Annotated in this window: 26 protein-coding genes; 17 read left to right on the forward strand and 9 right to left on the reverse strand. The window is 67.5% G+C overall.

The genetic code is table 11. From position 1 onward, the window contains the following. Positions 1-64 precede the first annotated feature (64 nt). The 5 genes from pgsA to pdxS all read left to right on the forward strand — a co-directional run bounded on the left by pgsA (position 65) and on the right by pdxS (position 4,958). Complete coding sequence (gene pgsA, locus NA12_RS17860) at positions 65-736, forward strand: phosphatidylinositol phosphate synthase (protein WP_067452128.1); 672 nt, start codon at positions 65-67, stop codon at positions 734-736. Continuing rightward, on the forward strand, positions 733-1,656 hold the full coding sequence (locus tag NA12_RS17865) for a phosphatidylinositol mannoside acyltransferase (protein ID WP_067452130.1): 924 nt from the start codon (positions 733-735) through the stop codon (positions 1,654-1,656). The genes pgsA and NA12_RS17865 overlap by 4 nt, the downstream gene beginning before the upstream one ends. Continuing rightward, positions 1,653-2,777 (forward strand): glycosyltransferase family 4 protein, encoded by a 1,125-nt coding sequence (locus tag NA12_RS17870; protein ID WP_067452132.1) that lies wholly within the window; start codon positions 1,653-1,655, stop codon positions 2,775-2,777. Before NA12_RS17865 ends, NA12_RS17870 begins: the two co-directional genes overlap by 4 nt. Continuing rightward, positions 2,777-3,823, forward strand: a complete 1,047-nt coding sequence (locus NA12_RS17875; RefSeq protein WP_067452464.1) for an NUDIX hydrolase — start codon at positions 2,777-2,779, stop codon at positions 3,821-3,823. The genes NA12_RS17870 and NA12_RS17875 overlap by 1 nt, the downstream gene beginning before the upstream one ends. Positions 3,824-4,037: 214 nt before the next feature. Further along, positions 4,038-4,958, forward strand: a complete 921-nt coding sequence (gene pdxS / locus NA12_RS17880) for a pyridoxal 5'-phosphate synthase lyase subunit PdxS (RefSeq protein WP_056810852.1) — start codon at positions 4,038-4,040, stop codon at positions 4,956-4,958. A 90-nt stretch (positions 4,959-5,048) separates the two neighbouring features. Here pdxS and NA12_RS17885 read toward each other — a convergent pair whose 3' ends face one another. Beyond that, on the reverse strand, positions 5,049-5,876 hold the full coding sequence (locus NA12_RS17885) for an SDR family NAD(P)-dependent oxidoreductase (RefSeq protein WP_067452133.1): 828 nt from the start codon (positions 5,874-5,876) through the stop codon (positions 5,049-5,051). Positions 5,877-5,983: 107 nt separating this feature from the next. Here NA12_RS17885 and NA12_RS17890 point away from each other — a divergent pair, with 107 nt between their 5' ends. Further along, positions 5,984-6,556, forward strand: a complete 573-nt coding sequence (locus tag NA12_RS17890) for a TetR/AcrR family transcriptional regulator (RefSeq protein ID WP_067452137.1) — start codon at positions 5,984-5,986, stop codon at positions 6,554-6,556. A 26-nt stretch (positions 6,557-6,582) separates the two neighbouring features. Here NA12_RS17890 and NA12_RS17895 read toward each other — a convergent pair whose 3' ends face one another. Beyond that, a complete protein-coding gene (locus NA12_RS17895; RefSeq protein WP_067452139.1) occupies positions 6,583-7,377 on the reverse strand; it encodes a hypothetical protein in 795 nt (264 codons plus the stop codon). A gap of 127 nt (positions 7,378-7,504) precedes the next feature. Here NA12_RS17895 and NA12_RS17900 point away from each other — a divergent pair, with 127 nt between their 5' ends. From NA12_RS17900 to NA12_RS17910, 3 genes are all read left to right on the forward strand, one after another. Continuing rightward, on the forward strand, positions 7,505-8,239 hold the full coding sequence (locus NA12_RS17900) for a sulfite exporter TauE/SafE family protein (RefSeq protein WP_067452469.1): 735 nt from the start codon (positions 7,505-7,507) through the stop codon (positions 8,237-8,239). 81 nt (positions 8,240-8,320) lie between these two features. Continuing rightward, a complete protein-coding gene (locus NA12_RS17905) occupies positions 8,321-9,109 on the forward strand; it encodes an inositol monophosphatase family protein (protein WP_067452142.1) in 789 nt (262 codons plus the stop codon). A 143-nt stretch (positions 9,110-9,252) separates the two neighbouring features. Further along, complete coding sequence (locus NA12_RS17910) at positions 9,253-9,750, forward strand: WKL family lipoprotein (RefSeq protein ID WP_067452473.1); 498 nt, start codon at positions 9,253-9,255, stop codon at positions 9,748-9,750. Between the two features lie 109 nt (positions 9,751-9,859). Here the strand turns inward: NA12_RS17910 and NA12_RS17915 are convergent, their stop codons facing one another. Continuing rightward, complete coding sequence (locus NA12_RS17915; RefSeq protein WP_067452145.1) at positions 9,860-10,468, reverse strand: nucleoside/nucleotide kinase family protein; 609 nt, start codon at positions 10,466-10,468, stop codon at positions 9,860-9,862. An 80-nt stretch (positions 10,469-10,548) separates the two neighbouring features. Between NA12_RS17915 and NA12_RS17920 the strand changes: the two genes are divergently transcribed. From NA12_RS17920 to NA12_RS17930, 3 genes are all read left to right on the forward strand, one after another. Further along, a complete protein-coding gene (locus NA12_RS17920; RefSeq protein WP_067452148.1) occupies positions 10,549-11,370 on the forward strand; it encodes an acyl-CoA thioesterase in 822 nt (273 codons plus the stop codon). A gap of 44 nt (positions 11,371-11,414) precedes the next feature. After that, positions 11,415-12,035 carry a pyridoxal 5'-phosphate synthase glutaminase subunit PdxT gene (gene pdxT / locus NA12_RS17925; RefSeq protein ID WP_067452152.1) on the forward strand — a complete coding sequence of 207 codons (621 nt, stop codon included), beginning with the start codon at positions 11,415-11,417 and terminating at the stop codon, positions 12,033-12,035. A 92-nt stretch (positions 12,036-12,127) separates the two neighbouring features. Further along, positions 12,128-12,883 carry a YebC/PmpR family DNA-binding transcriptional regulator gene (locus tag NA12_RS17930; protein WP_067452155.1) on the forward strand — a complete coding sequence of 252 codons (756 nt, stop codon included), beginning with the start codon at positions 12,128-12,130 and terminating at the stop codon, positions 12,881-12,883. Positions 12,884-12,943: 60 nt separating this feature from the next. Here the strand turns inward: NA12_RS17930 and NA12_RS17935 are convergent, their stop codons facing one another. From NA12_RS17935 to NA12_RS17950, 4 genes are all read right to left on the reverse strand, one after another. Next, entirely contained in the window at positions 12,944-13,444 is a 501-nt protein-coding gene (locus tag NA12_RS17935) for an SRPBCC domain-containing protein (protein ID WP_067452157.1), read from the reverse strand. Between the two features lie 183 nt (positions 13,445-13,627). Continuing rightward, positions 13,628-13,894, reverse strand: a complete 267-nt coding sequence (locus NA12_RS17940) for a hypothetical protein (protein WP_067452160.1) — start codon at positions 13,892-13,894, stop codon at positions 13,628-13,630. Between the two features lie 11 nt (positions 13,895-13,905). Further along, positions 13,906-15,093 (reverse strand): LGFP repeat-containing protein, encoded by a 1,188-nt coding sequence (locus NA12_RS17945; protein ID WP_084472870.1) that lies wholly within the window; start codon positions 15,091-15,093, stop codon positions 13,906-13,908. A 65-nt stretch (positions 15,094-15,158) separates the two neighbouring features. Beyond that, positions 15,159-17,126, reverse strand: coding sequence for a hypothetical protein (locus tag NA12_RS17950; protein ID WP_067452165.1), 1,968 nt, complete (start codon positions 17,124-17,126; stop codon positions 15,159-15,161). Positions 17,127-17,822: 696 nt separating this feature from the next. Here NA12_RS17950 and ruvC point away from each other — a divergent pair. Genes ruvC through NA12_RS17970 form a run of 4 tightly spaced genes read left to right on the forward strand, consistent with a single transcriptional unit; the run spans position 17,823 to position 20,654 of the window. Further along, complete coding sequence (ruvC, locus tag NA12_RS17955; RefSeq protein ID WP_067452168.1) at positions 17,823-18,392, forward strand: crossover junction endodeoxyribonuclease RuvC; 570 nt, start codon at positions 17,823-17,825, stop codon at positions 18,390-18,392. Next, positions 18,389-18,988: a Holliday junction branch migration protein RuvA gene (gene ruvA, locus NA12_RS17960; RefSeq protein WP_067452171.1), complete on the forward strand. Its 600-nt coding sequence runs from the start codon at positions 18,389-18,391 to the stop codon at positions 18,986-18,988. Before ruvC ends, ruvA begins: the two co-directional genes overlap by 4 nt. Positions 18,989-18,992: 4 nt before the next feature. Next, positions 18,993-20,087 (forward strand): Holliday junction branch migration DNA helicase RuvB, encoded by a 1,095-nt coding sequence (gene ruvB, locus NA12_RS17965; protein ID WP_067452174.1) that lies wholly within the window; start codon positions 18,993-18,995, stop codon positions 20,085-20,087. A gap of 54 nt (positions 20,088-20,141) precedes the next feature. Then, positions 20,142-20,654: a GtrA family protein gene (locus NA12_RS17970; RefSeq protein WP_165914829.1), complete on the forward strand. Its 513-nt coding sequence runs from the start codon at positions 20,142-20,144 to the stop codon at positions 20,652-20,654. Positions 20,655-20,681: 27 nt separating this feature from the next. Here NA12_RS17970 and NA12_RS34895 read toward each other — a convergent pair whose 3' ends face one another. Both NA12_RS34895 and NA12_RS17980 read right to left on the reverse strand, forming a co-directional pair. After that, entirely contained in the window at positions 20,682-21,260 is a 579-nt protein-coding gene (locus tag NA12_RS34895) for a DivIVA domain-containing protein (RefSeq protein ID WP_067452186.1), read from the reverse strand. A 36-nt stretch (positions 21,261-21,296) separates the two neighbouring features. Further along, on the reverse strand, positions 21,297-21,926 hold the full coding sequence (locus NA12_RS17980; protein WP_243654970.1) for a TetR/AcrR family transcriptional regulator: 630 nt from the start codon (positions 21,924-21,926) through the stop codon (positions 21,297-21,299). An 83-nt stretch (positions 21,927-22,009) separates the two neighbouring features. Between NA12_RS17980 and NA12_RS17985 the strand changes: the two genes are divergently transcribed. Next, a complete protein-coding gene (locus NA12_RS17985; RefSeq protein WP_067452188.1) occupies positions 22,010-23,500 on the forward strand; it encodes a flavin-containing monooxygenase in 1,491 nt (496 codons plus the stop codon). Positions 23,501-23,559: the final 59 nt, after the last annotated feature.

The raw sequence follows: 23,559 nt of genomic DNA on the forward strand, positions 1-23,559 counted from the left end.
AGGAGGCGTAGATGTGTGATCATCGGGTGCGGGTCTCCCGCAGGTCGCAGGAGGAATAGAGACCGTGCTCAGCTTCTTCGGCCGCGAGACGTTCGCGAAAGCGACTGCGCCGCTGGGCAAAGCGCTCGTCAAGACGGGGCTCACCCCGGACTCGATGACCCTGATCGGCACCGCGGCGACGATCGCCGCCGCGGTGACGTTGTTCCCCTCCGGACACCTGTTCTGGGGAACGATGGTGATCTGGCTGTTCGTCATGTTCGACATGCTCGACGGTGCGATGGCGCGCGCCCGCGGCGGCGGCACGAAGTACGGCGCTGTCCTCGACGCTACCTGTGACCGGGTGGCCGACGGCGCGATCTTCGCCGGACTGGCCTGGTGGGCGGTCTATCACGAGCACAGCAGGCAACTGCTGGCGCTGACGCTGATCGTGCTGGTCACCTCACAGGTGATCTCCTACGCCAAGGCGCGCGCCGAGGCGAGTGGCCTGTCCGCCGACGGTGGGCTCATCGAACGCCCGGACCGCCTGGTCATCGTGCTGGTCGGCGCCGGGCTCACCGGCATCGGCGGGCACTGGGGGCTCGACTGGCTCACCTGGGCGGTGTACGTGGCGATGTGGGTGCTGGCGGTGCTGAGCGTCGTGACGGTGTTCCAGCGGGTGCTGGCGGTGCGCAATTCGCCGGGCGCGCGGGTGGTCATCGCGCCGACGCCGCAGCCGGACGCGGGATCCGCCTCGTGAGCCTCACGGATCGGTTCAGCGACTGGGGATACGCGGCCGGTTGGGGTCTCGTGCGTTCGGCGCCGGAAGGGGTGGCGCGCAAGGTCTTCGATCTCGGCGCCGACCGCGCGGTGAAGAACGGCGGGCCGCAACAGCTGCGCCGCAATCTTTCGCGTGTACTCGGGGTGCCCGCCGACGAGGTGCCCGACGACCTGATGCGGGCCAGCATGCGCTCCTACGCCCGCTACTGGCGTGAGGCTTTCCGGCTGCCGTCGATGGACCACTCGACGATCGACTATTACGTCGGCGGTCTCGAGAACGTCGACGCCGGGCTGGCAGCGGGTCGCGGGCTGATTCTGGTGCTCCCGCACTCGGGCAACTGGGACATGGCCGGCGTGTGGTTGGTGCAGCACTACCAAACCTTCACCACGGTGGCCGAACGGCTGAAGCCCGAATCGCTGTTCGAGCGGTTCGTCGAATACCGCGAAAGCCTCGGTTTCGAGGTGTTCCCGCTGACCGGCGGCGAACAGCCGCCGTTCGCCGCGCTGGCCGAGCGGCTGCGCCAGAACCGGATCGTGTGCCTGATGGGCGAACGCGACCTCACCGGCAAGGGGGTGCCCGTCGACTTCTTCGGCGAGCGCACCTGGATGCCCGGCGGCGCCGCGAAACTGGCCATCGAGACCGGCGCCGCGCTGGTTCCCGTGCACGGCTGGTTCACCGTCGACGACGACGGCACCGAGGGCTGGGGTTTGAAAGCCGAACCGGCCCTGGATGTTTCCGGTGGGGTGGCCGCCGCGACGCAGGCGCTCGCCGACCGGTTCGCCGCCAATATCGCCGAGCATCCGGCCGATTGGCACATGCTGCAACCGCTCTGGGAAGGCGATCTGTCGCCCGAACGGCTGTCGCGGATCACCGCGCAGCAGGCGGGAGGGCAGCCGTGAGGATCGGCATGATCTGCCCGTATTCGTTCGATGTCCCCGGCGGTGTGCAGGCCCACGTGGTCGAGTTGGCCCGGGTGTTCATCGAACGCGGGCACAAGGTGAGCGTGCTCGCCCCGGCCTCCGACGACACCCCGCTGCCCGACTTCGTCGTCTCGGCGGGTCGCGCGGTCGCGATTCCCTACAACGGGTCGGTGGCGCGGTTGTCGTTCGGACCCATGGCCTACACCAGGATTCGGCGCTGGATCGACAGCAACGACTTCGACGTGCTGCACATCCACGAACCCAACGCCCCGAGCCTGTCGATGCTGGCGCTCAAGATCGCCGAGGGGCCGATCGTGGCGACCTTCCACACCTCGACCACGAAGTCGTTGGTACTCAGTACTTTTCAAGGTGTGCTCCGCCCGTATCACGAGAAGATCAGTGGGCGGATCGCCGTGTCCGAGCTGGCCAGGCGCTGGCAGGTCGAGGCGCTGGGATCGGACGCGGTGGAGATCCCCAACGGGGTGGACGTGTCGGCGTTCGCGCGCGGTGAGCTACTGGCCGGATACCCGCGCGCGGGCCGCACGGTGCTGTTCCTCGGGCGCTACGACGAACCGCGCAAGGGCATGGACGTGCTGCTCGGCGCGCTGCCCGCGCTCATCGACCATCACCCCGACGTGCAGATCCTCATCGTCGGGCGCGGCGACGAGGACCGGTTGCGCCGCGAAGCCGGGGAGCACGCGGGGCATCTGCGGTTTCTCGGCCAGGTCTCCGACGAGGAGAAGGCCGCCGCGCTGCGCAGCGCCGACGTGTACGTGGCGCCCAATCTCGGTGGCGAGAGTTTCGGCATCATCCTGATCGAGGCGATGGCGGCGGGCACCCCGGTGGTCGCGAGCGAACTCGACGCCTTCCGTCGGGTGTTGCGCGACGGCACCGCGGGCCTGCTCACCCCGATCGGTGACTCCACCGCGCTGGCCACCGCCATCGACACGCTGCTCACCGACGACGCGGCGCGCGAACGTCTCGTCGACACCGCGACCCAGGTGGTCGCGGAGTACGACTGGCCGGTCGTGGCCGAACAGATCCTGCGGGTGTACGAGACCGTCACCGTCGGCGACAACCGGGTCCGGGCCGCCGGATGATCACCTTCTCCGCGACCACCGTCCTCGTTCTCGGACTGATCGCCGTGCTCGTGCTCGCCCTCGGTGTCTGGGCCTATTCCACGGCGAACCGGCTCGACCGGCTGCACGTGCGCTCCGATCAGTCCTGGCAGGCACTCGACGCCGCCCTCGCCCGCCGGGCCGTGGTGGCTCGCGCGGTGGCGATGTCGGAAGCCGGTCCGGTGAGTGCCGATCCCCGTCGGGCCGAACGGGCCACCCAGCTCGCGACGCTGGCCGATCGGGCCGAACGCGCCGATCGCGGTGACCGGGAAACGATCGAGAACCAGCTCTCGGCCGCGCTGTCGCTCGTCGACATCGAGCACCTGCGCCCGCAGCTGGTGGCCGAACTCGCCGACGCCGAGGCGCGCGTGCTGATCGCGCGCCGCTTCCACAACGACGCCGTGCGCGACACTCTGGCCCTGCGCACCCGCAAACCCGTGCGCGTGCTGCACCTCGGCGGCACCGCTCCGCTGCCGCACTACTTCGAGATCACCGAACGCGCGACGCCCGCCGCCGCCACCGGTCTCGTCGTGCACGTCACCCGCACCTCCGCACGGGTGGTGCTGCTCGACGAGCAGGACCGCGTGCTGCTGCTGCGCGGCCACGACCCGATGATCCCCGAGGTCGCCTTCTGGTTCACCGTCGGCGGCGGTGTCGAACCGGGGGAGACCCTGCGCGACGCCGCGGTCCGCGAGATCCGCGAGGAAACCGGACAGCGGGTGGATCCCGCCGCGCTGCGTGGTCCGCTGTGGCGTCGGGTCGCGGTGTTCCCGTTCAACGGCGAGCTGATCCGCTCCGAGGAACTGTTCTTCACCTTGCGCTCGCCGGGCTTCCAGTGGCGCCCGGCCGACCTCACCGCCTCCGAACGCCGCACGATCACCGACCACCGCTGGTGCTTCGCCGACGACATCCGCGCGCTCGACGCCGCGGGCGAAGCGGTCTACCCGTACCACCTCGACGAACTGCTCGCCGAAGCCGTTTCCGCCGTCGCGGACGACACCGAGCACGTCGTTCGCTCGATCCGCTGAGGCATCCGGACGGGTAGCCATCCGGCCCGGTACTGGACGCGATCGGTACTGCGACGCGGGGAACGGCAGGCCATCGGAGCAGGCCAGCGGTCCGCTGTGCGCGCATCGCCGCTGGTCGTGACAAGGCCAGTGGTGCTCAACTGGCTATGAAGGCCGATTTCGGGCAGCTCTAGAATCAACAGTGAACCGAATCCGAGCGACTTGATTGGCGCCCATGACACAGGAGACCTTCGTGACTACGCCTGAGACCACCAACACCGTCGGCACCGCCCGCGTCAAGCGCGGCATGGCCGAGATGCTCAAGGGTGGCGTGATCATGGATGTGGTCAACGCCGAACAGGCCAAGATCGCCGAAGACGCCGGCGCCGTGGCCGTGATGGCGCTGGAGCGGGTGCCCGCCGACATCCGCGCCCAGGGCGGCGTGTCCCGGATGAGCGACCCGGACATGATCGACGGCATCATCGCCGCGGTGTCCATTCCGGTGATGGCCAAGGCCCGCATCGGCCACTTCGTCGAGGCGCAGATCCTGCAGAGCCTCGGCGTGGATTACATCGACGAGTCCGAGGTCCTCACCCCCGCCGACTACGCCAACCACATCGACAAGTGGAACTACACCGTCCCGTTCGTCTGTGGTGCCACCAACCTGGGCGAGGCCCTGCGCCGCATCACCGAGGGCGCGGCGATGATCCGCTCCAAGGGCGAGGCGGGCACCGGTGACGTGTCCAACGCGACCACCCACATGCGCACCATCCGCGGCGAGATCCGTCGGCTGACCTCGCTGTCGGAGGACGAGCTGTTCGTGGCCGCGAAGGAGCTGCAGGCCCCGTACGAGCTGGTCCGCGAGGTCGCGCAGACCGGCAAGCTCCCGGTTGTCATGTTCACCGCCGGTGGCATCGCCACCCCCGCCGACGCCGCGATGATGATGCAGCTCGGCGCCGAGGGCGTGTTTGTCGGCTCGGGCATCTTCAAGTCCGGCAACCCCGAACAGCGCGCCGCCGCCATCGTCAAGGCCACCACCTTCTACGACGACCCGGACGTGCTGGCCAAGGTCTCGCGCGGTCTGGGTGAGGCCATGGTCGGCATCAACGTCGAAGAGATCCCGCAGCCCCACCGCCTGGCCGAGCGCGGCTGGTGATCGTGGGCCCGGAGTTGTTCGGGCGTTGAAGCATTCGCCTCGGCGGGCGTCGTGATCGCGACGCCCGCCGAGGTGTTCTCGGGTGTCGGGTCAGTGCTGGACCAGTTCGGTGGTGAGGGTGTCGAGGCGGATCGCGTTGTCCGGGTCGAAGTCCTTGCGGGTCAAGGGGAGTCGGGTGCGGCGCCGGAAGGCGGTCAGCGGGTCGGTGGGTGGCTCGTCGAGGTGGCGGGCGATGGGCGGGACGGCCTGGTCGACCGATCGGCCGACGATGTATCCGGCGGCCTTGGCCAGGATTCGGTGGGGTGTGGGCAGTGGCTCGGCCATCGCGGTACGCACCATCATCGGGTTGTAGAGCACGTAGCGGGTGCGGGTGTTCGGGTAGCGGTGGGGGAAGGCGACGCCGAGCAGGTCGTTGGCGCGGGAGGCCTGCATGGCCGCGCGCGTGCCGGTGTAGCCCTCGCGCAGGGTCAGGTCGTCCCAGTGGATTCGGCCGGGGAAGCCACCGGGGCCGCAGATGTTCATGATGACCGGGGTGTTCGCGCGTGCCACGGCGTCGGTGAGGCCGTGGCCGAGGACGAATCGGCTCAGGTAGTGCAGCGCGAAGGTGAATTCGATGCCGTCTTCGGTGATCTCGCGCCGTGGACGGAATCGTTGGGCGCCGAAGACGAGGCCGTCGACGGTGTCGGCCAGAGAGGTGACCCGGGCGAGGGCGTCCGACATTCCCGCCAGGGTGCTCAGATCGGCGCGCAGGAACACCGCGCGCTCGCTCGCGCCGATCGCATCCGCCTCCCGGAGCAATGCCGCGCCCTTGGCCGCGCCGCTGGCGATCGCGATCACCCGGTCGCCGCGTCGCAGAAAATATAGGCCGAGCCCCTTGCCCATGCCGTCGGTGCCGCCGGTGATGACATATGTGCGCATCGAATCCCGTTCTCCTCGAACCACTCTGGACTGTGTCATCGGCCGATATGTCGAGGTTAGGAACGAACGCGACACCAAGTCAACATCTGATGACTTAGCATGACTTCATGGAACCGAAGACCGAACCCCGTCGCCGCGACCGGGCGGCCACCCGTGCCGCGCTACTCGATGCCGCGCGAATTCGCTTCGCGGCACAGGGTTTCGACGGCACCGGACTGCGCGAGATCGCCGCCGAGGTCGGCGTCGATCCCGCCCTGGTGTCGCGCTACTTCGGTTCCAAGAAGGGTCTCTACGCCGAGGCGATGCGCATGGAGATCCCCACCGGGGTGGCCGCCGATCCGCACCGCCCGGTGGTGAGCATCGCCGACGCGCTGCTCCACGACGTCGTGTATCAGGACTGGTCGCGCTACGGCGGCGAACACCCGCTGCTGGCCATGCTCCGATCGGCAGGTCACGACGACGTGCGCGATCAGCTGCGGGCCCAACTCTGCGACGGCTACCTGCGCGAATTCGCCGACCGGCTCGACGGGCCCGACGCGCACCTGCGCGCGGAGCTGATCGGCGCCCTGCTGCTCGGCCTCGGCGTCCTGCGCTCGGTGATCGGCACTCCCGCCGTGAGCGCGGCGCCGTTCGACCGAACCCGAGTGCTCGCGGCGCGCATGGTGGGCGCACTGACCTGAACCCGAGTGCCACGGCTGGGTTGCCGCTACGGTTGCTCCGCCGCGTCCTCGGTGTCGGCGGTGAGGGCGTCGGCGAAGTTCTCCGCGTAGCCGAGGATGAGCTGGCGCTGGGTGGGGAGCAGGACGGCCAGTTCGTGCCAGGCGATGGCGCTGGGGGAACCGTAGAGATGGGTCAGGTCGGTGACCAGGGCCGCTGCCTGTTCGGGTGTGGGCGCGGTGGGGCGGGCGAAGGCGAGCAGGGAGGCGCCGACGGCGATGTGGCGGTAGCCGTGGGTGATCATCCGGCGGATGACGGTGTGGTTGTCGTAGGTGCTCCAGTCGTCGGCGAAGTACCCGTTGGGGATACCGGCGATGGCGAGGTCGTCACGGTCCACCGGGACGCGCTGGATCAGCACGACATCGTCGACCACACGGTCGGGGGAGCGGTTGGCGGCGACGAGCGCGGCGAGTTCGTCCTCGGACGCGTTGCGGGTGTCGCGCAATGCTTCCCAGGGAACGCGCGCGGACGGGTTGTCGAGCAGGGCGGCGATCCGCGAGACCGTGGCGTTCTCGGCGTGGTGGGTGGCGGCGGGGTCGTCCGGTTCGTCGCGGTCGTCGCGCTCGCCTTCGATGAGACCGAGCGTGGCGTGCATGCTCGTGTACGCGCACTGGCCGAGATCGTCGAGCGTGCACAGGATCCTGGCGTCGGGATGTGCCATGCGGACCAGTTCCAACGCGTCGAGCAGCTGGGCGAAGGTGGTGACGTCGTCGAGGCGGGCAACGGTGTTGGAGTCCAGCCGGTTACGTCGAACAGGTGGTTCGCCCGGCTCGAAAGTCGTCATCTGCACCCCGATATCCTGGCACGGCCTTCGGCGCGTCGGAGTGATCCCGGCGCAGGTGGGCGAGGTGGGCCTGGTCACCGGTCGGCCCAGAAAACGCTGCCAACTGGGCATACCGTACAGTCGGTCCGTGACCGCGCTCGACTTCTGCTTGCTGGTCGTCGCGGGATTCTTCACCGGCCTGATCGGTTTCGTCACCGGGATGGCCTCGATCGTCTCCTATCCGGCGCTACTGGCGGCCGGTCTGGCCCCCGTCGCGGCCAATGTCACCAACACGGTCGCCATGGTCGCCGTCGGTGTCGGGGCGACCGCGAATTCCGGCCGCGAACTCGTCGGTCGCGGGCCCACGCTGGTGCGCTGGGCGGTGTTGGCGGCCGTGGGCGGGCTGCTCGGCGCGCTCGCGCTGCTGGTCGCCCCGGATGGCGCTTTCGAGGTGGTCGTGCCGTTCCTGGTGGCCATCGCGTCGATCGCGCTGCTGGTGCAACCGCTGGTGCGCCGCCATCTCGGCGAGCTCAGCGCACCGTGGATCGTGCCGGTCGGCATTCTGCTCACGTCGGTGTACGGCGGGTATTTCGGCGCGGGCGCGGGCGTGATCTACCTGTCGATGATGATGCTGTGCACTTCGGAATCCATCTGGAGCGCCTCGATTCTCAAGAGCTTCCTGCTCGGCATCGCGAACCTGGTCGCCGCCGTGGGCTTCGCGGCCTTCGGGCCGGTGCACTGGGGCGCGGCGCTGGCCCTCGGCGCGGGCGCGCTGGCCGGTGGCTGGTGTGGTCCGCCGGTGGTGAAAGTGATCCCGCCCGGTGTGTTGCGCGTGGCGGTCGGCATCGGCGGCCTCGGTCTCGCCGTGTACCTGGCTCGGTAGGCGGACCTCCGCGTTCGTCCGCGCCGATCGGACCGTCGGTTTCGCCTGCCGGGATGCGACGCGGTCCGTAGCCTGGAGACGGTGCACCGATCAGACAGTGACATCGCGATCCACGCGACAGAAGTCGCCTCGGAAGTGATTCGGTCAGCGTTTCACGCTCCGCTCACCCGCTATGCCAAACAGGGCGACGACTTCGCCACGCAGGCCGATATCGCGGCCGAGAACGCCATCCTCGACGTCCTCGCGAGCGCCTGTCCGGGTGACCGGTTCGTCGCCGAGGAATCGGGTGTCACCGGCGCGGCGCGCACCGACCGGACGTGGTTCGTCGATCCACTCTGTGGCACCAGGAATTTCGCGGTCGGCACCGCGTTCGTCGCGGTCAATGTCGCGCTGCGCGAGGGCGATGCCGTGCGGGTGGCGGCGACCGCCGACCCGTTCGCCCGCGAGGTGTTCTGGACAGCGGGGCAGGGCGCGTTCCTGCGCGCCGACGGCCGCGACGAGCTGTTGCGCCCGCGCGCGGAAAGCCATCTGGTCGATGTCGACCTCGACAACCCGTTCCCGTGGTCGACCCCGGCGCGGCTCTTCGACGCCGAGGGCTTCGCGCGACATTTCCATCCGCGGGTCCTGTCGACCTCATTAGCCCTGGTCTGGGTGGCGGCCGGTCGCCGCGCCGCCTATGTCACCGGTGGCGATCTGCGCGAGAGCGTGCATTTCAGCAGCGCGATCGCGGTGTGCCAGGCGGCGGGGTGCGTGGTCACCGGTCTCGCCGGGCAACCGCTGCACACCGCGCCACACGGGCTCATCGCGGCAGCGGACGCGCCGACCCATGCCCGGCTGGTCGAGGCGGTGGCGCGACTGCGCGCCGAATAGTGCTGCGCCGGTTGTGTGTATCTCAGAGTTTCCTCAACATCACTGGGTAGCGTCCTGGCCGTGGCATCGGGCCTGCGCTGTGTGGCGCCGGTCCCCCGCCTTCGCCCCAGGGCGAGATGTGGACCCGACGTAAGGACGAGTGGATGAAGTTTCGTAGGACCGGACGAGTCGCGATCGCAGGATTGGCTGTGGTCGCAGCCCTCGGCCTGAGCGCGTGTAGTGACGACAAGGGCGACAAGCCCGCGCCCAAGACCACCACCAGCGTCAAGGCTCAGGGTTCGGCATCGGCGGACACGCCCGCGGTCCCGACGGTCGAACAGCTCAACACGCAACTCACCACCGCGCTGGATCCGGCGGTCCCCAACGACCAGAAGCTGGACTTCGTCCAGGGCATCGAAGCCGATCCGGAGCTGCCCAACCGCTTGGCACAGGCAGTGCAGACCAACAACGTCCAGGTCAAGGTCACCGAAGTGACCTCCTTCGGTGACAGCGTCAACGCCAAGGCCAACTTCACGGTCAACGGTCAGACCAATGTCGTGGACGTGCCGTTCGTGGCCGACGCGGGTAAGTGGAAAGTCCAGAAGGCGTGGGCTTGCACCATGCTGACCAACCTGGGCCAGACCTCGGTCGCCTGCGCCTGATCGTGCGCACTGGAGCCCCGTCCGGAATACCGGACGGGGCTTTCGCGTCGCTGGAGTGTGTCGGAGCCGCAAGGGTTTCCGGCGTGCCGCCGGATCGGACCGCGCGATGTCAGCTGCGCAGGGCCGCCCGCTCGGGGTGATCCCAGCGCACGGTCCAGGTCGCTTCCTCGGGATTGTCGGCCGTGTGATCGCGCACAGCGGGCAGCGTCCAGTGCTGGTGGGCCGGTGTGCGTCGCAGGGCCGCCTGTTCGCTCAATTCCAGACGGATCGCGAGATCGAAATCCAGACCGCGACCGAGCAGCATCGGCCCCGCCAGCACCAGCACCAGATCGGCCTGCGCGGTTCGAATCGCCGCTCGCGCCGACCGGTCCCGCTCCTCGTCCCACAGCGCGGGCAACCAGCGCCCCTCGGCGCGCAGCGCGTGCACGATCTCGCGGCGCATCGCCTCGTAGTCGAACCATGCTGTGCGATAAGACCATTCGTCATCGCGTCCGTACTCCATGCGGAGCGACGCGGGGCGCACGTAATCGTGCACCGACACCACCGCCGCGGATCGGCCACGGCCGGTGAGCGTCTCCACGATCCGGCGGCCGAGTTCGACCGGTGCGGCGCCATCGGCACCGTCGACCGCGAGCACCCGCCGGCCCGGCAGTTCGACGAGCCGGTTGGCGACGAGCCGGGCGAGGGCGGTGGGCGAGGTGGGGGTGAACGTCGGCACCGGACCATCTCAGCAAATTCCGGGCCGTCGCGGGAGAGCCGGACATACCGCCCGGTCGGCGAGGCGATAATCTCGAGCGCATGGCGACAATCGAAGAGGCCCTCGCGATCGAGCGACTGGAACGCGATATCTTCCGCGGTGCGTCCACGGAGTCCCAGCTACCGCGCACCTTCGGCGGTCAGGTGGCCGGGCAGGCGCTGGTCTCGGCGGTCCGGACGGTCGAGCGCGCCTACCAGGTGCATTCGCTGCACGGCTATTTCCTGCGACCGGGCAATCCGGAGGAACCCACCGTCTACCTGGTGGAGCGCATCCGCGACGGCCGGTCGTTCTGCACCAGGCGGGTCACCGGTGTGCAGGACGGGCAGGCGATCTTCACGATGTCGGCCTCGTTCCATCACGGTGACGAAGGACCCGAACACCAGGACGTGATGCCCTCGGTCGACGGCCCCGACGACCTGCCCGACGCGGGCACGACCATGACCCCCGAGCGACTGTGGGCGATGCGCGAATGGGAGCACTGGGACATCCGCACGGTCCCGCCGGAACAGGTCGTCGCGCGCGACGGCGCCGTCTCCGCGCAGCAGGTGTGGTTCCGGTACCGGCACCCACTGCCCGACGACCCGATGTTCCACGTCTGCACGCTGGCTTACATGAGCGATATGACGCTGCTGGGCTCGTCGAAGGTGATCCACCCCGACGAGCCGACCCAGAACGCCTCGCTCGACCACGCCATGTGGTTCCTGCGCCCGTTCCGCGCCGACGAATGGCTGCTCTACGACCAGTCCTCGCCCTCGGCCGGTTTCGGCCGGGCGCTGACCGGCGGCAAGATCTGGGATCGCGCGGGCAACCTGGTCGCCGCCGTGGTCCAGGAGGGTCTGATCCGCACGCCGCGCCACACGTGAGCGTGAGCGGGCCCACATCGGGCACGCTCGTAAGCTCAACGCCTGTGAACGCGACCTCGACCCCCGCCCGGCCGACCATCGGCGTCCTAGCCCTCCAGGGTGACGTGCGTGAACACGTTGCCGCGCTGGAGCATTGCGGGGCCGAGCCGGTGCTCGTGCGGCGGGAGTCGGAGTTGGCGGCGGTCGACGGGCTGGTGCTGCCCGGTGGCGAGTCGACCGCGATCTCCAAGCTGCTGCAGGCGTTCGACCTGCTGGAACCGTTGCGGGCGCGGCTGCGCGACGGGCTGCCCGCGTTCGGATCCTGCGCGGGCATGATCCTGCTCGCCTCGGAGGTCCTCGACACCAGGGCCGACGCCCAGCACCTGTCCGGTATCGATATGACGGTGCGGCGCAACGCGTTCGGTCGGCAGGTCGATTCCTTCGAGACCGACCTGGACTTCACCGGCCTCGACACGCCCGTGCGCGCGGTGTTCATTCGCGCGCCGTGGGTGGAGCGGGTGGGTGACGGTGTCGACGTGCTGGCACGGGTGCCGCACGGGCCCGCGCAGGGCCGCATCGTGGCTGCCAGGCAGGGCAACGTGGTGGCGACCTCGTTCCACCCCGAGGTGACCGGTGATCTCCGGGTGCACGAACTGTTCGTCGACCTCGTTCGCGCGGCGCGATAAAGCCCGCGTCGGCGGGCGTCGCGGACGGTGAGTAGGCTGGATCGAGCTTGTCCGCCCGGGCAGACGCGCAACCGACTTGAAGGAAGTAGGGCATGAGCGGCCACTCCAAATGGGCCACCACCAAGCACAAGAAGGCGGGAATCGACGCCAAGCGCGGCAAACTCTTCGCCAAGCTGATCAAGAACATCGAGGTGGCGGCCCGCACTGGTGGTAGTGACCCTGCGGGCAATCCGACGCTGTTCGACGCCATCCAGAAGGCGAAGAAGACATCGGTCCCCAACGACAACATCGAGCGCGCCCGCAAGCGCGGCGGTGGTGAAGAGGCCGGCGGTGCCGACTGGCAGACGATCATGTACGAGGGCTACGGGCCCAACGGTGTCGCCGTGCTGATCGAGTGCCTCACCGACAACCGCAACCGCGCCGCGGGCGAGGTCCGGCTGGCGATGACCCGCAACGGCGGCAACATGGCCGATCCGGGTTCGGTGTCGTATCTGTTCGCTCGCAAGGGTGTGGTGACCCTCGAGAAGAACGGTCTGTCCGAGGACGACGTCCTCGAGACGGTCCTCGACGCGGGCGCCGAAGACGTCAACGACCACGGTGATGTCTTCGAGATCATCTCCGAGCCCGGCGATCTGATCGCGGTGCGCTCGGCCCTGCAGGCCGCGAACATCGACTACGACTCCGCCGAGTCCGGTTTCCAGGCCTCGGTATCGGTCGCGGTCGACGCCGAGGGCGCTCGCAAGGTGTTCAAGCTGGTCGACGCGCTCGAGGACAGCGACGATGTGCAGAACGTGTACACCAATGTCGACATCTCCGACGAGGTCGCCGCGGAACTCGACGACGAGTAGTTCCCCCCGCCCGTCGAACCGCCCCGGCCATGCATTCGGCTGGGGCGGTTCACGTTCGGGCTAGGACGCGCGCTGCTGGTAGTAGCTCGCCATCGACGGGTAGTAGTCGGCGAAATCGGGACGGTCGGTGTGCGTGCTCGCGGCGACGAACATATCCGCGTAGTACTCCCAGCCCGGACCGATCTGCGGGATCTCCGTCAGCTGATACTCCGAGGTCAGGTGGTGGACCAGGCGCAGTTCGGTGGTCGGTCCGGTGTCGAGCAGGGTCACCTCGAGCCGCCACACGCCGATCTGGTCGGTCGAGGAAACGCCGAGGTGGATCGGTGGGGTGCAGTCGTCGATGTGCATCGACGACCACGGCTCGCCCTCCTCGAACCGCATCTGCACCCGAATCGTGTTGCCGGTGCCCGCGTCACCCTCCCAGGTGCCGTACCAGCTCGAGGTCAGATGCGGGTCGGTCAACCGCGCCCACACCTCCTCGATCGGCAACCCCAGCGACCGGGTGATCACCAGATCCCGTCCGTCGGGCGTCGGCACGACGTCACCGGTGGGTACGGCCATGTGGGGTTCTCCTCGTCTCGGACGGACCGACCATCTCTGCGCACTCGACGGTACCCGGGGACGACGTCGACACCCCGGCACACTGAGGAACACGACGCGAATCGAGACAGTTTCGGGCAGCGGTGGGGGGCTGAAGAAATAGCAGGCGGGCCCACCTCGGTGGGCCCGCCTTCGATACCGAATTCACACGGGGGTTGTCGTTTTCCGGTTTCCGACCATCAGGCCGACAAGCGTTGTCAGCACCGCGCCGACCGCGCCGCCGCCGCCCACTTGGCCGATTATCTGAGCCATATCCAGGCCACTACTGGTGGTCGCCTGGATGATTCCGCCGGTGATACCGCCGCCGACGGCTCCGGCCGCGGAATTGGTCGCGACGTTGAGTCCCGGTTTGCCGATACCGGCGATATTCCCGCCGACGAGCCCGCCGAGTAGACCGAGCAGCCATTCCATGATGTCTCCTTCTATCGGTACGGGTCGCTCTTGTCATCGGAACTGCGCTGATTCGCGCCGATCGCATTGTTCTCGTAGACGACGTCCAATTCACCGGCCGCCTCGATATCGTGGCGATCGATCAACGGAGCGGCTTTGCGGTCCATCGGCGCGTGGACGGCGTCCGCTCGCAGCGGCCGTCCGGTGTCGGGGCTGATCCCCGCTGTGGTTGCCCGGGGCGGGGCGGGCATCCGCGGCGGCGCGACGGGTGCTGCCTTCGGTGTCGCGGGCCGATCGAGTCGAGGACGGGTCACCGGCTCGACCTTGGGTGCCACCGACCCACGGGCGTGGGCGGGCGAGGTAGCCGTGGCGGTGTGCCGACGGCGACCGACCATCGCCATGAGCCCGCCCGCGGCGGCGGCGATAGCCAAGCCTATCGGCAGGCCCCACCATCTGTTGATGCCGGAATCGTCAGCGGCAACGGGTGTGTCGGCCTCCGGTAGCGCCACGGGTGCTGGTCCTTCCACATTCGGTGCGGCAGCGCTGAATCCGGGCAGCGTGGCAGCGAGCGCGGCAGGCACGGTGGCGAGTCCAGCGGCCTGCGACCAGCTGATCTCGGTGCCCGCGGGCCCGGTGAACGCACCCGTGTCCACGCCGTTGGCCGACACCATGTCCGCGGTGGGGTAGCCGAACGGGCCACTGATGTCGCCGCTGGAGCGCCACGCTTGCAAAACCGGACCCCTGACCACCCAGGCGCTCGATGCCGGGTTCCAATAGATCGCGGCACCGCCCGGCGCGGCGAAATCATTGAATCGGCCGACGCCGTCGCTGGTCGCCGATTCGTCGTTCGTCGGGTACCCGAGCGAGCCTTCCGGACCGCCGAGGGCACGATAGCGGTCGCCGATACCGCCGTACATCACCTTCGCGCCGGTGCTCGGCGAGTAGTAGATGTAACCGCCGGTGTAGGCGCGCTCGGCGCCGCCGCTGAGCTCGGTGGCGCCGCCGACCGGTTGGCCCAGCAGCGAACCGGCGCCACCGAAAGCCTCGTAGCGGCTGTCGATCGCGGCGACCGCGTCCTGGCTCGGCTGGGCGAGCGCGCCGGGGATCGGCGCGAACAAACCGAACGCCAGCACCGCGGCCGATCCACCGATCGCGGCCGGCTTGGTGAAGCGCCGTTTCCTCGCCGATCGATGCCGTAGGTAGTGCGCAGGTGTACTCATTTCACAAACACCTCTTCCAGAGTTGCCGCCGTAGCGGACGAAACCTCGAATCGACAAATCCACGATCAGCGACGGTGACGACGGTTCTTCTTGTCGTCGCGGTGCGCGCCCGGCGACTTGTCGCCGCCGGCGATGTTGTCGGCCGGATGCAGACCGGTGTCGCGCTCGACCCACTCCGTCCGAGCTGCCTGCTGGTCGCCGACATAGATCGGGTGCGCCTGCGATGCCTCGGCGGCCGCTTCGTGCACAACGGTGGAGGTCGTATCGCCGTAGTGTTCGACGACTCGCTCGACCGGCCGCTCGATGTACTTGTGCACGATCACCGGCTTCTCGACCACGACTTCGACGATCTTCTCGACCGGCTTCTCGACGATTCGCTCCACGTCCTTGTAGACCGGGCGCTCCACGATCCGCTCGACGACCGTCTCGACGGGATGTTCGACCACCCGCTCCTCGACGATCTCGACGTCCTTGTGCACGACCTTCTCGACCAGAATCGGGGTATGGACGGTCTTTTCGAGGACCACCTCGACCGGCTTGTCTATGACCTTCTCGACGATCGTCGGACGCTCGATGACCGTCTCGACCACGCGGTCGACCGGCTTGTCGACGATGTTCTCGATGATGTTCGGGGTCTCGACGACCCGGTTCACCACCCTGTCGACCGGCTTCTCGACGACGTTCTCGACCACGTGCGGCTTCTCCACGACCTTCTTGACGATGCGGTCGACGACCTTCTCGATCACCTTCTCGATGATGTTGGGGTTCTCCACGATCCGCGGCACCGGGCGGTCGACGGGCTTGTCGACGACCTGCTCGATGATGTTGGGCTTCTCCACGATCCGCGACACCGGGCGATCGACGATCTTCTCGATGATGTTCTCGATGACGTTGACCTTCTCGACCATCTTCTGCACCACGCGGTCGACCGGCTTGTCGACGGTCTGCTCGATGATGTTGGGCTGCTCCACAACCCGGTTCACCACGCGGTCGACGGGCTTCTCGACCACCTTCTCGACAAGGACGGGCTTCTCGACCACCTTCTCGACCACCCGGTCGACGGGCTTCTCGACGACCTTTTCGATGATGTTGGGCTTCTCGATGATCTTCTCGACCACGCGGTCGACGATCTTCTCGACCGGCTTGTGCACGATCTTCTCGACGACCACCTCGCGTGGTACCTCGACGGTCTTGATGACCGGCTTCTCCACGACGACCTCGACGATCTTCTCGACCGGCTTCTCCACGGTCTTGTAGACGATCTTCTCGACCGGAACCTCGATGATCTTCTCGACGATCTTCTCCACCGGCTTCTCGACGACCCGTTCGACGATCTTGTCCACCGGCTTCTCGACCACCCGTTCGACGATGCGCTGCACGGGGATCTCGACGACCTTGTCGACCACCGAGACGATCGGCTGCTCGATGCGGCGTTCGACGTCGACCGGCTTGTCGACCACGTTGTCGCGAATGTCGACGATCAGGTTCTCGACCAGACGCTGCACCTCGGTCGGCTTGGTCTGGACCTGGTCGACGACGGTGACCACCAGCTTCTCCACGAGCCGCTGGACCTCGACGGGCTTGTCGGTGATCTTGTCGACGATGGTGACCACCGGGTGCTCGACATTGCGCCGTACATCGACCGGCTTGTCGGTGACGTTGTCGACGATGTTGACGATCGGGTGCTCGACCAGACGGTGGACATCGACGAATTTGTCGACGATGTCATCGACGATCGTGACCACGGGCTTCTCGACCCGTCGCGGAACGTTCACCGGCATGTCGATGATGTCGTCGACAAGCTTGACCCGGGGCTGCTCGACGAGGCGATTGATGGTCACCGGCTTGTCGACGACATCGTCGTGGACGGTGACGACCGGGTGCTCGACGAGCCGATCGACCCGGACGGCCCGGTCTTCGACCTTGTCGACGACGGTGACCACCGGGTGTTCGACCAAGCGCGATACCCGGGCGGGCTTGTCGACCACGTTGTCGACGGTGTCCACCACCAGGCGTTCGATCAGGCGCTCCATCGTCACCGGTTTGTCGACGATGGTCTCGACCGGCCTTTCGACCAGGCGCTCTACGGTGTACGGGTGGTCGACTACTTTGTTCGCTACTCCGAATTTCTCGCCTCTCGATCGAGGATTCCGATTATCAGATGTCGCCATGACGCCTCCAGATATTTCACTAGTTCCACAGGCAATGAATCTGTGCCCGGCACCTTCGAGGCGAACGAATTCCGGTCATGCAGCGCCGCGAAAGCACTCCTGCCTATCCAGACTCGCACTCCGAGGTCGACGCTGGCGAGTTGACGCCCGAACACGAATTGATTTCATTAGCGTCAAATATCGCCGAGCAGGTGTGTCATTGTCCCTGTCGGTCCGCGTAGAGTTTTTCCGCGTTTTGTGAATTCCTGACATCCACTCGAATATTCGCGATTCGACGACATATTCGGCTCGATGTCACGAATGCGCATACGCGCAGGGCGATATCGGGCGGAGATCGCGGTTCAACGTACCGATGATCACTGTGCCGGATACGGCCGATTCGGACATCCGATCTCTACACGGTCGAGGTCGACGGTCGGTGGGAGTTGGGGCGGGGCAAGGCCTCCGGTGCTGCGTGGTTCGCCGCCGGGCCGACGTGAGCTCGTGTCGTTGGTCGGCCGGAATCGGGGGATGCTCTAGACTTTCGAACAACTGTTCGTGTCTTCGAAGGGGTGGCCGGTGCGGGTGATGGGCGTCGATCCGGGGCTTACCCGGTGCGGGCTCAGCATGGTGGACAGCGGACCGGGCCGAAAGGTGGTCGCCCTCGATGTGGGGGTGGTGCGGACCCCGCCGGACGCCGAGCTGGCGCTGCGGTTGATGGCTGTCGCCGATGCCGCCGAGGAGTGGATGGATACGCATCGGCCCGAAGCGGTCGCGATCGAGCGGGTGTTCGCGCAGCACAATGTGCGCACCGCGATGGGGACCGCGCAGGCAGGCGGGGTGATCGCGCTGGCCGCGGCACGGCGCGGGATCCGGGTGGCGTTCCATACCCCCAGCGAGGTGAAGGCGGCTGTCACCGGTAACGGGACGGCCGATAAAGCACAGGTCACCGCGATGGTGACAAGGATTCTCGGCTTGCGGGTCGCGCCGAAACCGGCCGATGCCGCCGACGCGCTCGCACTGGCGATCTGCCATTGTTGGCGGGCGCCGCTACTGGACCGGATGGCGGCCGCGCAGGCGCAGGCGGACGAGATCCGCCGCCGCTACGAACAACGGCTCGCCGAACAACGGAAGGTGGTACGCGGGTGATCGCGTCGGTACGCGGGGAGGTACTCGAGATCGCGCTCGATCACGTGGTGATCGAGGCCGCGGGCGTGGGGTATCGCCTCAACGCCACCCCGGCCACCCTCGCCGGGCTCACCCGCGGCGAACAGACCCGCCTCTACACCGCGATGATCGTGCGCGAGGACTCGATGACCCTGTTCGGGTTCGCCGATACCGAAGCGCGCGAACTGTTCGGACTGTTGCAGACCGTGTCCGGCGTCGGCCCACGCCTGGCGATGGCGGTGCTCGCCGTGCTCGAACCCGAAGCCTTGCGAAAAGCGTTGGCCGAGAGCAATGTCGCCGCCCTCACCCGGGTTCCCGGCATCGGCAAGCGCGGCGCCGAGCGGATGGTCGTCGAACTGCGCGACAAGGTGGACCAGGTGGCCGTGCCCACCGGTCCGCCCGGCGCGCACACGCCGAGTACGCCGGTGCGCGAACAGGTCTGCGAAGCGCTCATCGGGCTCGGCTTCCCGGCGAAGCAGGCCGAACAGGCCGTCGACACCGTTCTCGCCGACCAGACCGCCGCCACCACCTCGGTGGCGTTGCGCGCGGCGCTCAACCTGCTCGGCAAGAACAGGTAGCGGCGTGGACGACGACTTCGACTCCTTCGCCGAAACCGACGAATCCGACCTCACCGCCCGGTATCTCAGCACCGACGGCGAAGCCGAGACCGGTCTGCGCCCCACCTCGCTCGACGATTTCATCGGCCAGCCCCGCGTGCGCGAACAGCTCGCACTGGTCCTGCGTGGCGCGCGTCAGCGCGGCGCCACCCCCGACCACGTCCTGCTGTCGGGACCACCCGGCCTCGGCAAGACCAGCATGGCGATGATCATCGCCGGCGAACTCGGCACCGCCCTGCGCATCACCTCCGGGCCCGCGCTCGAACGCGCGGGCGACCTCGCCGCCATGCTGTCCAATCTGGTGGAGGGCGATGTCCTGTTCATCGACGAGATCCACCGGATGGCCCGCCCGGCCGAGGAAATGCTGTACCTGGCGATGGAGGACTTCCGCGTCGACGTGGTCGTCGGCAAAGGTCCCGGCGCCACCTCGATACCGCTCGATATCGCCCCGTTCACGCTGGTGGGCGCCACCACCCGCTCGGGTGCGCTCACCGGTCCGCTCCGCGACCGCTTCGGCTTCACCGGGCATATGGACTTCTACGATCCCGCCGAGCTGCTGCGGATCCTCACCCGCTCGGCCCGCATTCTCGGTGTGCGGATCGATCACGACGCGGCCGCCGAGATCGCCGGACGCTCGCGGGGCACGCCCCGGATCGCCAACCGGTTGCTGCGCCGCGTTCGCGACTACGCCGAGGTGCGGGCGGACGGCGTCATCACCCATCCCATCGCGATGGCGGCGCTGGAGGTCTACGACGTCGACGCGCTCGGCCTCGACCGGCTCGACCGAGCCGTCCTGGGTGCGCTCGTGCGGGGATTCGGTGGGGGACCGGTGGGCGTGTCGACCCTCGCCGTCGCCGTCGGCGAGGAAGCCGCCACCGTGGAAGAGGTCTGCGAACCGTTCCTGGTGCGCGCCGGACTCGTCGCCCGCACACCGCGCGGCCGGGTCGCGACCGCGGGCGCCTGGGAACATCTCGGCCTGGTGCCGCCGCCGGATCTGGTGATCGGCGCTATCGAAGTGCGCGGGCGCGAACCACAACCGAGCGCCGACAGCTATGAGTGAGATACCTCTGCTCCGAGCGGGCACGGCGCCGCTGGGTCGTCTACTGTCGATTCGGTGGCAGTCCTAGAGGTGGTGCAACGACTCCCCGAGCCGTTGCGTTCCCTGCTCTTGAAGCATCGGGAACTCCTGAAATTCGCCGTGGTCGGTGCGATCACCTGGTTCATCGATACCGGCGTCGTCTACGCGGTGAAGCTGACCGTGCTCGGCGACAAGCCGCTCACCGCGCGCCTGCTCGGCGCGCTGATCGCGACCATCGCCTCCTACATCCTCAACCGCGAGTGGTCGTTCAACGCGCGCGGCGGCAGGCAGCGTAGTCACGAGGCCGCACTGTTCTTCGCGGTCAGCGCCCTCGGCATCGTGGTCACGATGATTCCGCAGGCGCTGTCGCTCTACGCACTGAATCTGCGTGTGCCGCACGTGGATGCGACGGTGCAGATGGTCGCCAACTTCATCTCGGGACAGATCCTGGGCGTCCTGCTGGCCATGGCGTTCCGCTTCTGGGCCTTCCGCCGCTACGTCTTCCCCGACGACCTGCGCGAAGCCGAACTCCACAGCATCCAGGGATAACGCACACCGGCGGCCGCACCGCCGGAATCACCTCCCGCGTTCGGGGTTTTCCAATGCGGTGATCACCAGGTCGATGAAGGCGTCGACTTCTTCGCGGGAGTAGCCGCGGGTGCCGAGGCGGGTGTCGGTGAAGCGGACGCCGCGTACGTCGGAGGTGGTGAGGCTGCCGGGGCCGTTGTGGGCCAGCGTCGCCGCGACCAGGTCGAGGAACGCGTCGACCTCTTCCTCGTGGTAGCCGCGTCTGCCGACCGCGGACTGGGTGAACCGCATACGGTGCACATCGTCGGGGGTGAGTATCTCGGCGATATTGTCGCCCGCTCGCGCCGCCGGTACGGGAGCGCCGCCCTTCTGGCGGTATTCGAGTTCGGTCCGTACCCGGTCGAGGAAGTCGTCGACCTGGTCGGCTTGATATCCGCGACCGCCGAAACGCGGCGCGCCGAAGTGCACGTGACGAATATCGTCGGCGGTGAGCGCGCCCTGCCCGTCGAGGGTGGCCGATACCCGTTCCAGGAAGGCATCGACCTCGTCTGCGTGGTAGCCGCGATGCCCCAGGGTCGGCATGGCGAAGTGGGTGCGGCTCACATCGTCGGGCGTCACAGCGGTCATTGTCTCAGGATTGCCCTTCTATCCCACGGCTTTTCGCTATCGGGCAGCGGTGCGCACGCCATCGATGAAAAGTCGCCGCACGGCGTGACTGTACACCGACATCGATGCCGGATCAGGGGTTCGCATCCCGGCGATCAGGCCGGCGACGATCATGCCGAGTGCGGCTTTGGCGGTGTTGACGGTATCGATATCGGCGCGTAGGTATCCGATGCGGACACCGTGCTCGAGGTAGCGCGTCATGAGGATCTCGGTGGCATCTATCAGGCCGTACACCCGTTCGGTGAGTTCGTCGTCGATGCCGGTGGTGTGGAACAGCAGCAGGTGCGCCGCGCGCGGGTCTTCGCGCACCACGCGGCCGAGTGAGTCGCTGATCCGGTCGATCAGGTCGCCGTATTCCTCGATGGTGGCGGTGCTTTCGGGTTCCATGTTCTGGTCGAGCGCGCCGAAGATGCGCCCACTCACCTCGTCGATGACGTGGTCGATGATGTCGCGCTTGTTCGCGAAGTAGCGGTAGAAGGTGCCGTGCCCGATGCCCAGACGCGTGGCGATATCGGCGATTCCGGTGGCGTGATAACCCTTCTCGGCGAAGCAGTCGAACGCGGTATCGATGATCTCCCTGCGCAATTCGGCTTTGCGCTGGTCGATTCGCGAGGATGGCTTCGTCACCTTGACGATGTTACATTCGATGTAATCAGAATGACGTGTCATTCTGATGGCGAGGGTTCTCGATCTCAGGGTGGAGGTTCGGCGTGGTGCCTCAGTTCGACGCGGTCGTGGTCGGGGCGGGATTCGGTGGCATCGGCGCCGGTATCGAGCTCGACCGGCTCGGGTTGCGCGATTTCGTCATCCTGGAACGGGAGGACGACCTGGGCGGCACCTGGCACGTGAACCGGTATCCGGGTCTGGCGGTCGACATCGCCTCGGTGACGTACTCCTATTCCTTCGAACCGAATCCGCACTGGACCCGATTGTTCGCGCCGGGTGCCGAGCTGAAGAAATACGCCGAGCATGTGGCCGACAAATACGATCTGCGCGGGCGGATGCGGTTCTCGACCGTGGTCGACGGTGCGCGCTGGGACGCGGAGAACCAGCACTGGGTGGTGACGATCGCCGGCGGTGAGACGCTGACCGCGCGCTATCTGGTCGCGGCGACAGGGTTCCTGTCCCAGCCCTACACGCCGCCGTTCCCCGGCATCGAGTCCTTCGCGGGCAAGATCATCCACACCACCGACTGGGACGCCGAGTACGACCTGACCGGTCGCCGGGCCGCTGTCATCGGCACCGGCGCCACCGCGGTGCAGCTGGTGCCCGAGGTCGCCAAGCAGGTCGATGAGCTGACCGTGTTCCAGCGGACCCCGATCTGGGTGGTGCCCAAGATCGACGCGCCGATCCCGGGGGCGGTGCGCGCGGTGTTCGACAAGGTTCCGCTCACCCAGAAGGCGGCACGGCTGGTCAATACCGCCATGCTGGAGGCGTTGATGGTGGTCGGCGTGCTGCACTACAAGCAGGCGAAACCGTTCAACCGGGTCGCCGCCGCGTTGGCCAAGGCCCACCTGTTCGCGCAGGTGCGTGATCCGCGGACCAGGGAGCAGCTCACCCCGCACTACGACTTCGGCTGCAAGCGTCCGACGTTCTCCAACACCTATTTCACGACATTCAACCAACCGCACGTGCGGTTGGAGACGAACTCGATCGACCACGTGGAACCCGACGGCATCGTCACTGCCGACGGTCACAAGACCGAGATCGACACCCTGCTGCTGGCCACCGGCTTCAACCTGTGGGACGTGAACTTCCCGGCCTTCGAGATCGTCGGCCGCGACGGCGTGAACCTCGGAAAGTTCTGGCGCGACAACCGTTTTCAGGCCTACGAGGGCATCACCGTGCCCAAGTTCCCGAACTTTTTGTGTCTCAACAGTCCCTACTCCTACAGCGGGCTGTCGTACTTCACCACCATCGAAGCCCAGATGAAGCACATGGGCAGGTTGTTCGCCGAACTGTTCCGCCGTGGCGAGCGGACCTTCGAGGTCACCGACGCGGCCAACGCGCAATTCCTCGACCGGATGACCGACCGGCTGGGCTCCTCGGTCTTCTACGGTGGCGACTGCTCGACCGCGCGCAGCTACTACTTCAACCAGCACGGTGAAGCGGCCCTGCTGCGCCCGACCAGCACCGCCGCCGCGCACCGCGAGGCCGTCACCTTCCCGCTCGACGATTACACCTACGGACCCGTCACCTGAACGCGTCTGCCCCGGTTCTCACCCCCGCGGACCGGGGTCGTTTCACTCGCGCGTCGGTG

Origin of the sequence: Nocardia alba NBRC 108234, assembly GCF_001612665.1 — a bacterium.
Lineage (GTDB): Bacteria > Actinomycetota > Actinomycetes > Mycobacteriales > Mycobacteriaceae > Nocardia > Nocardia alba.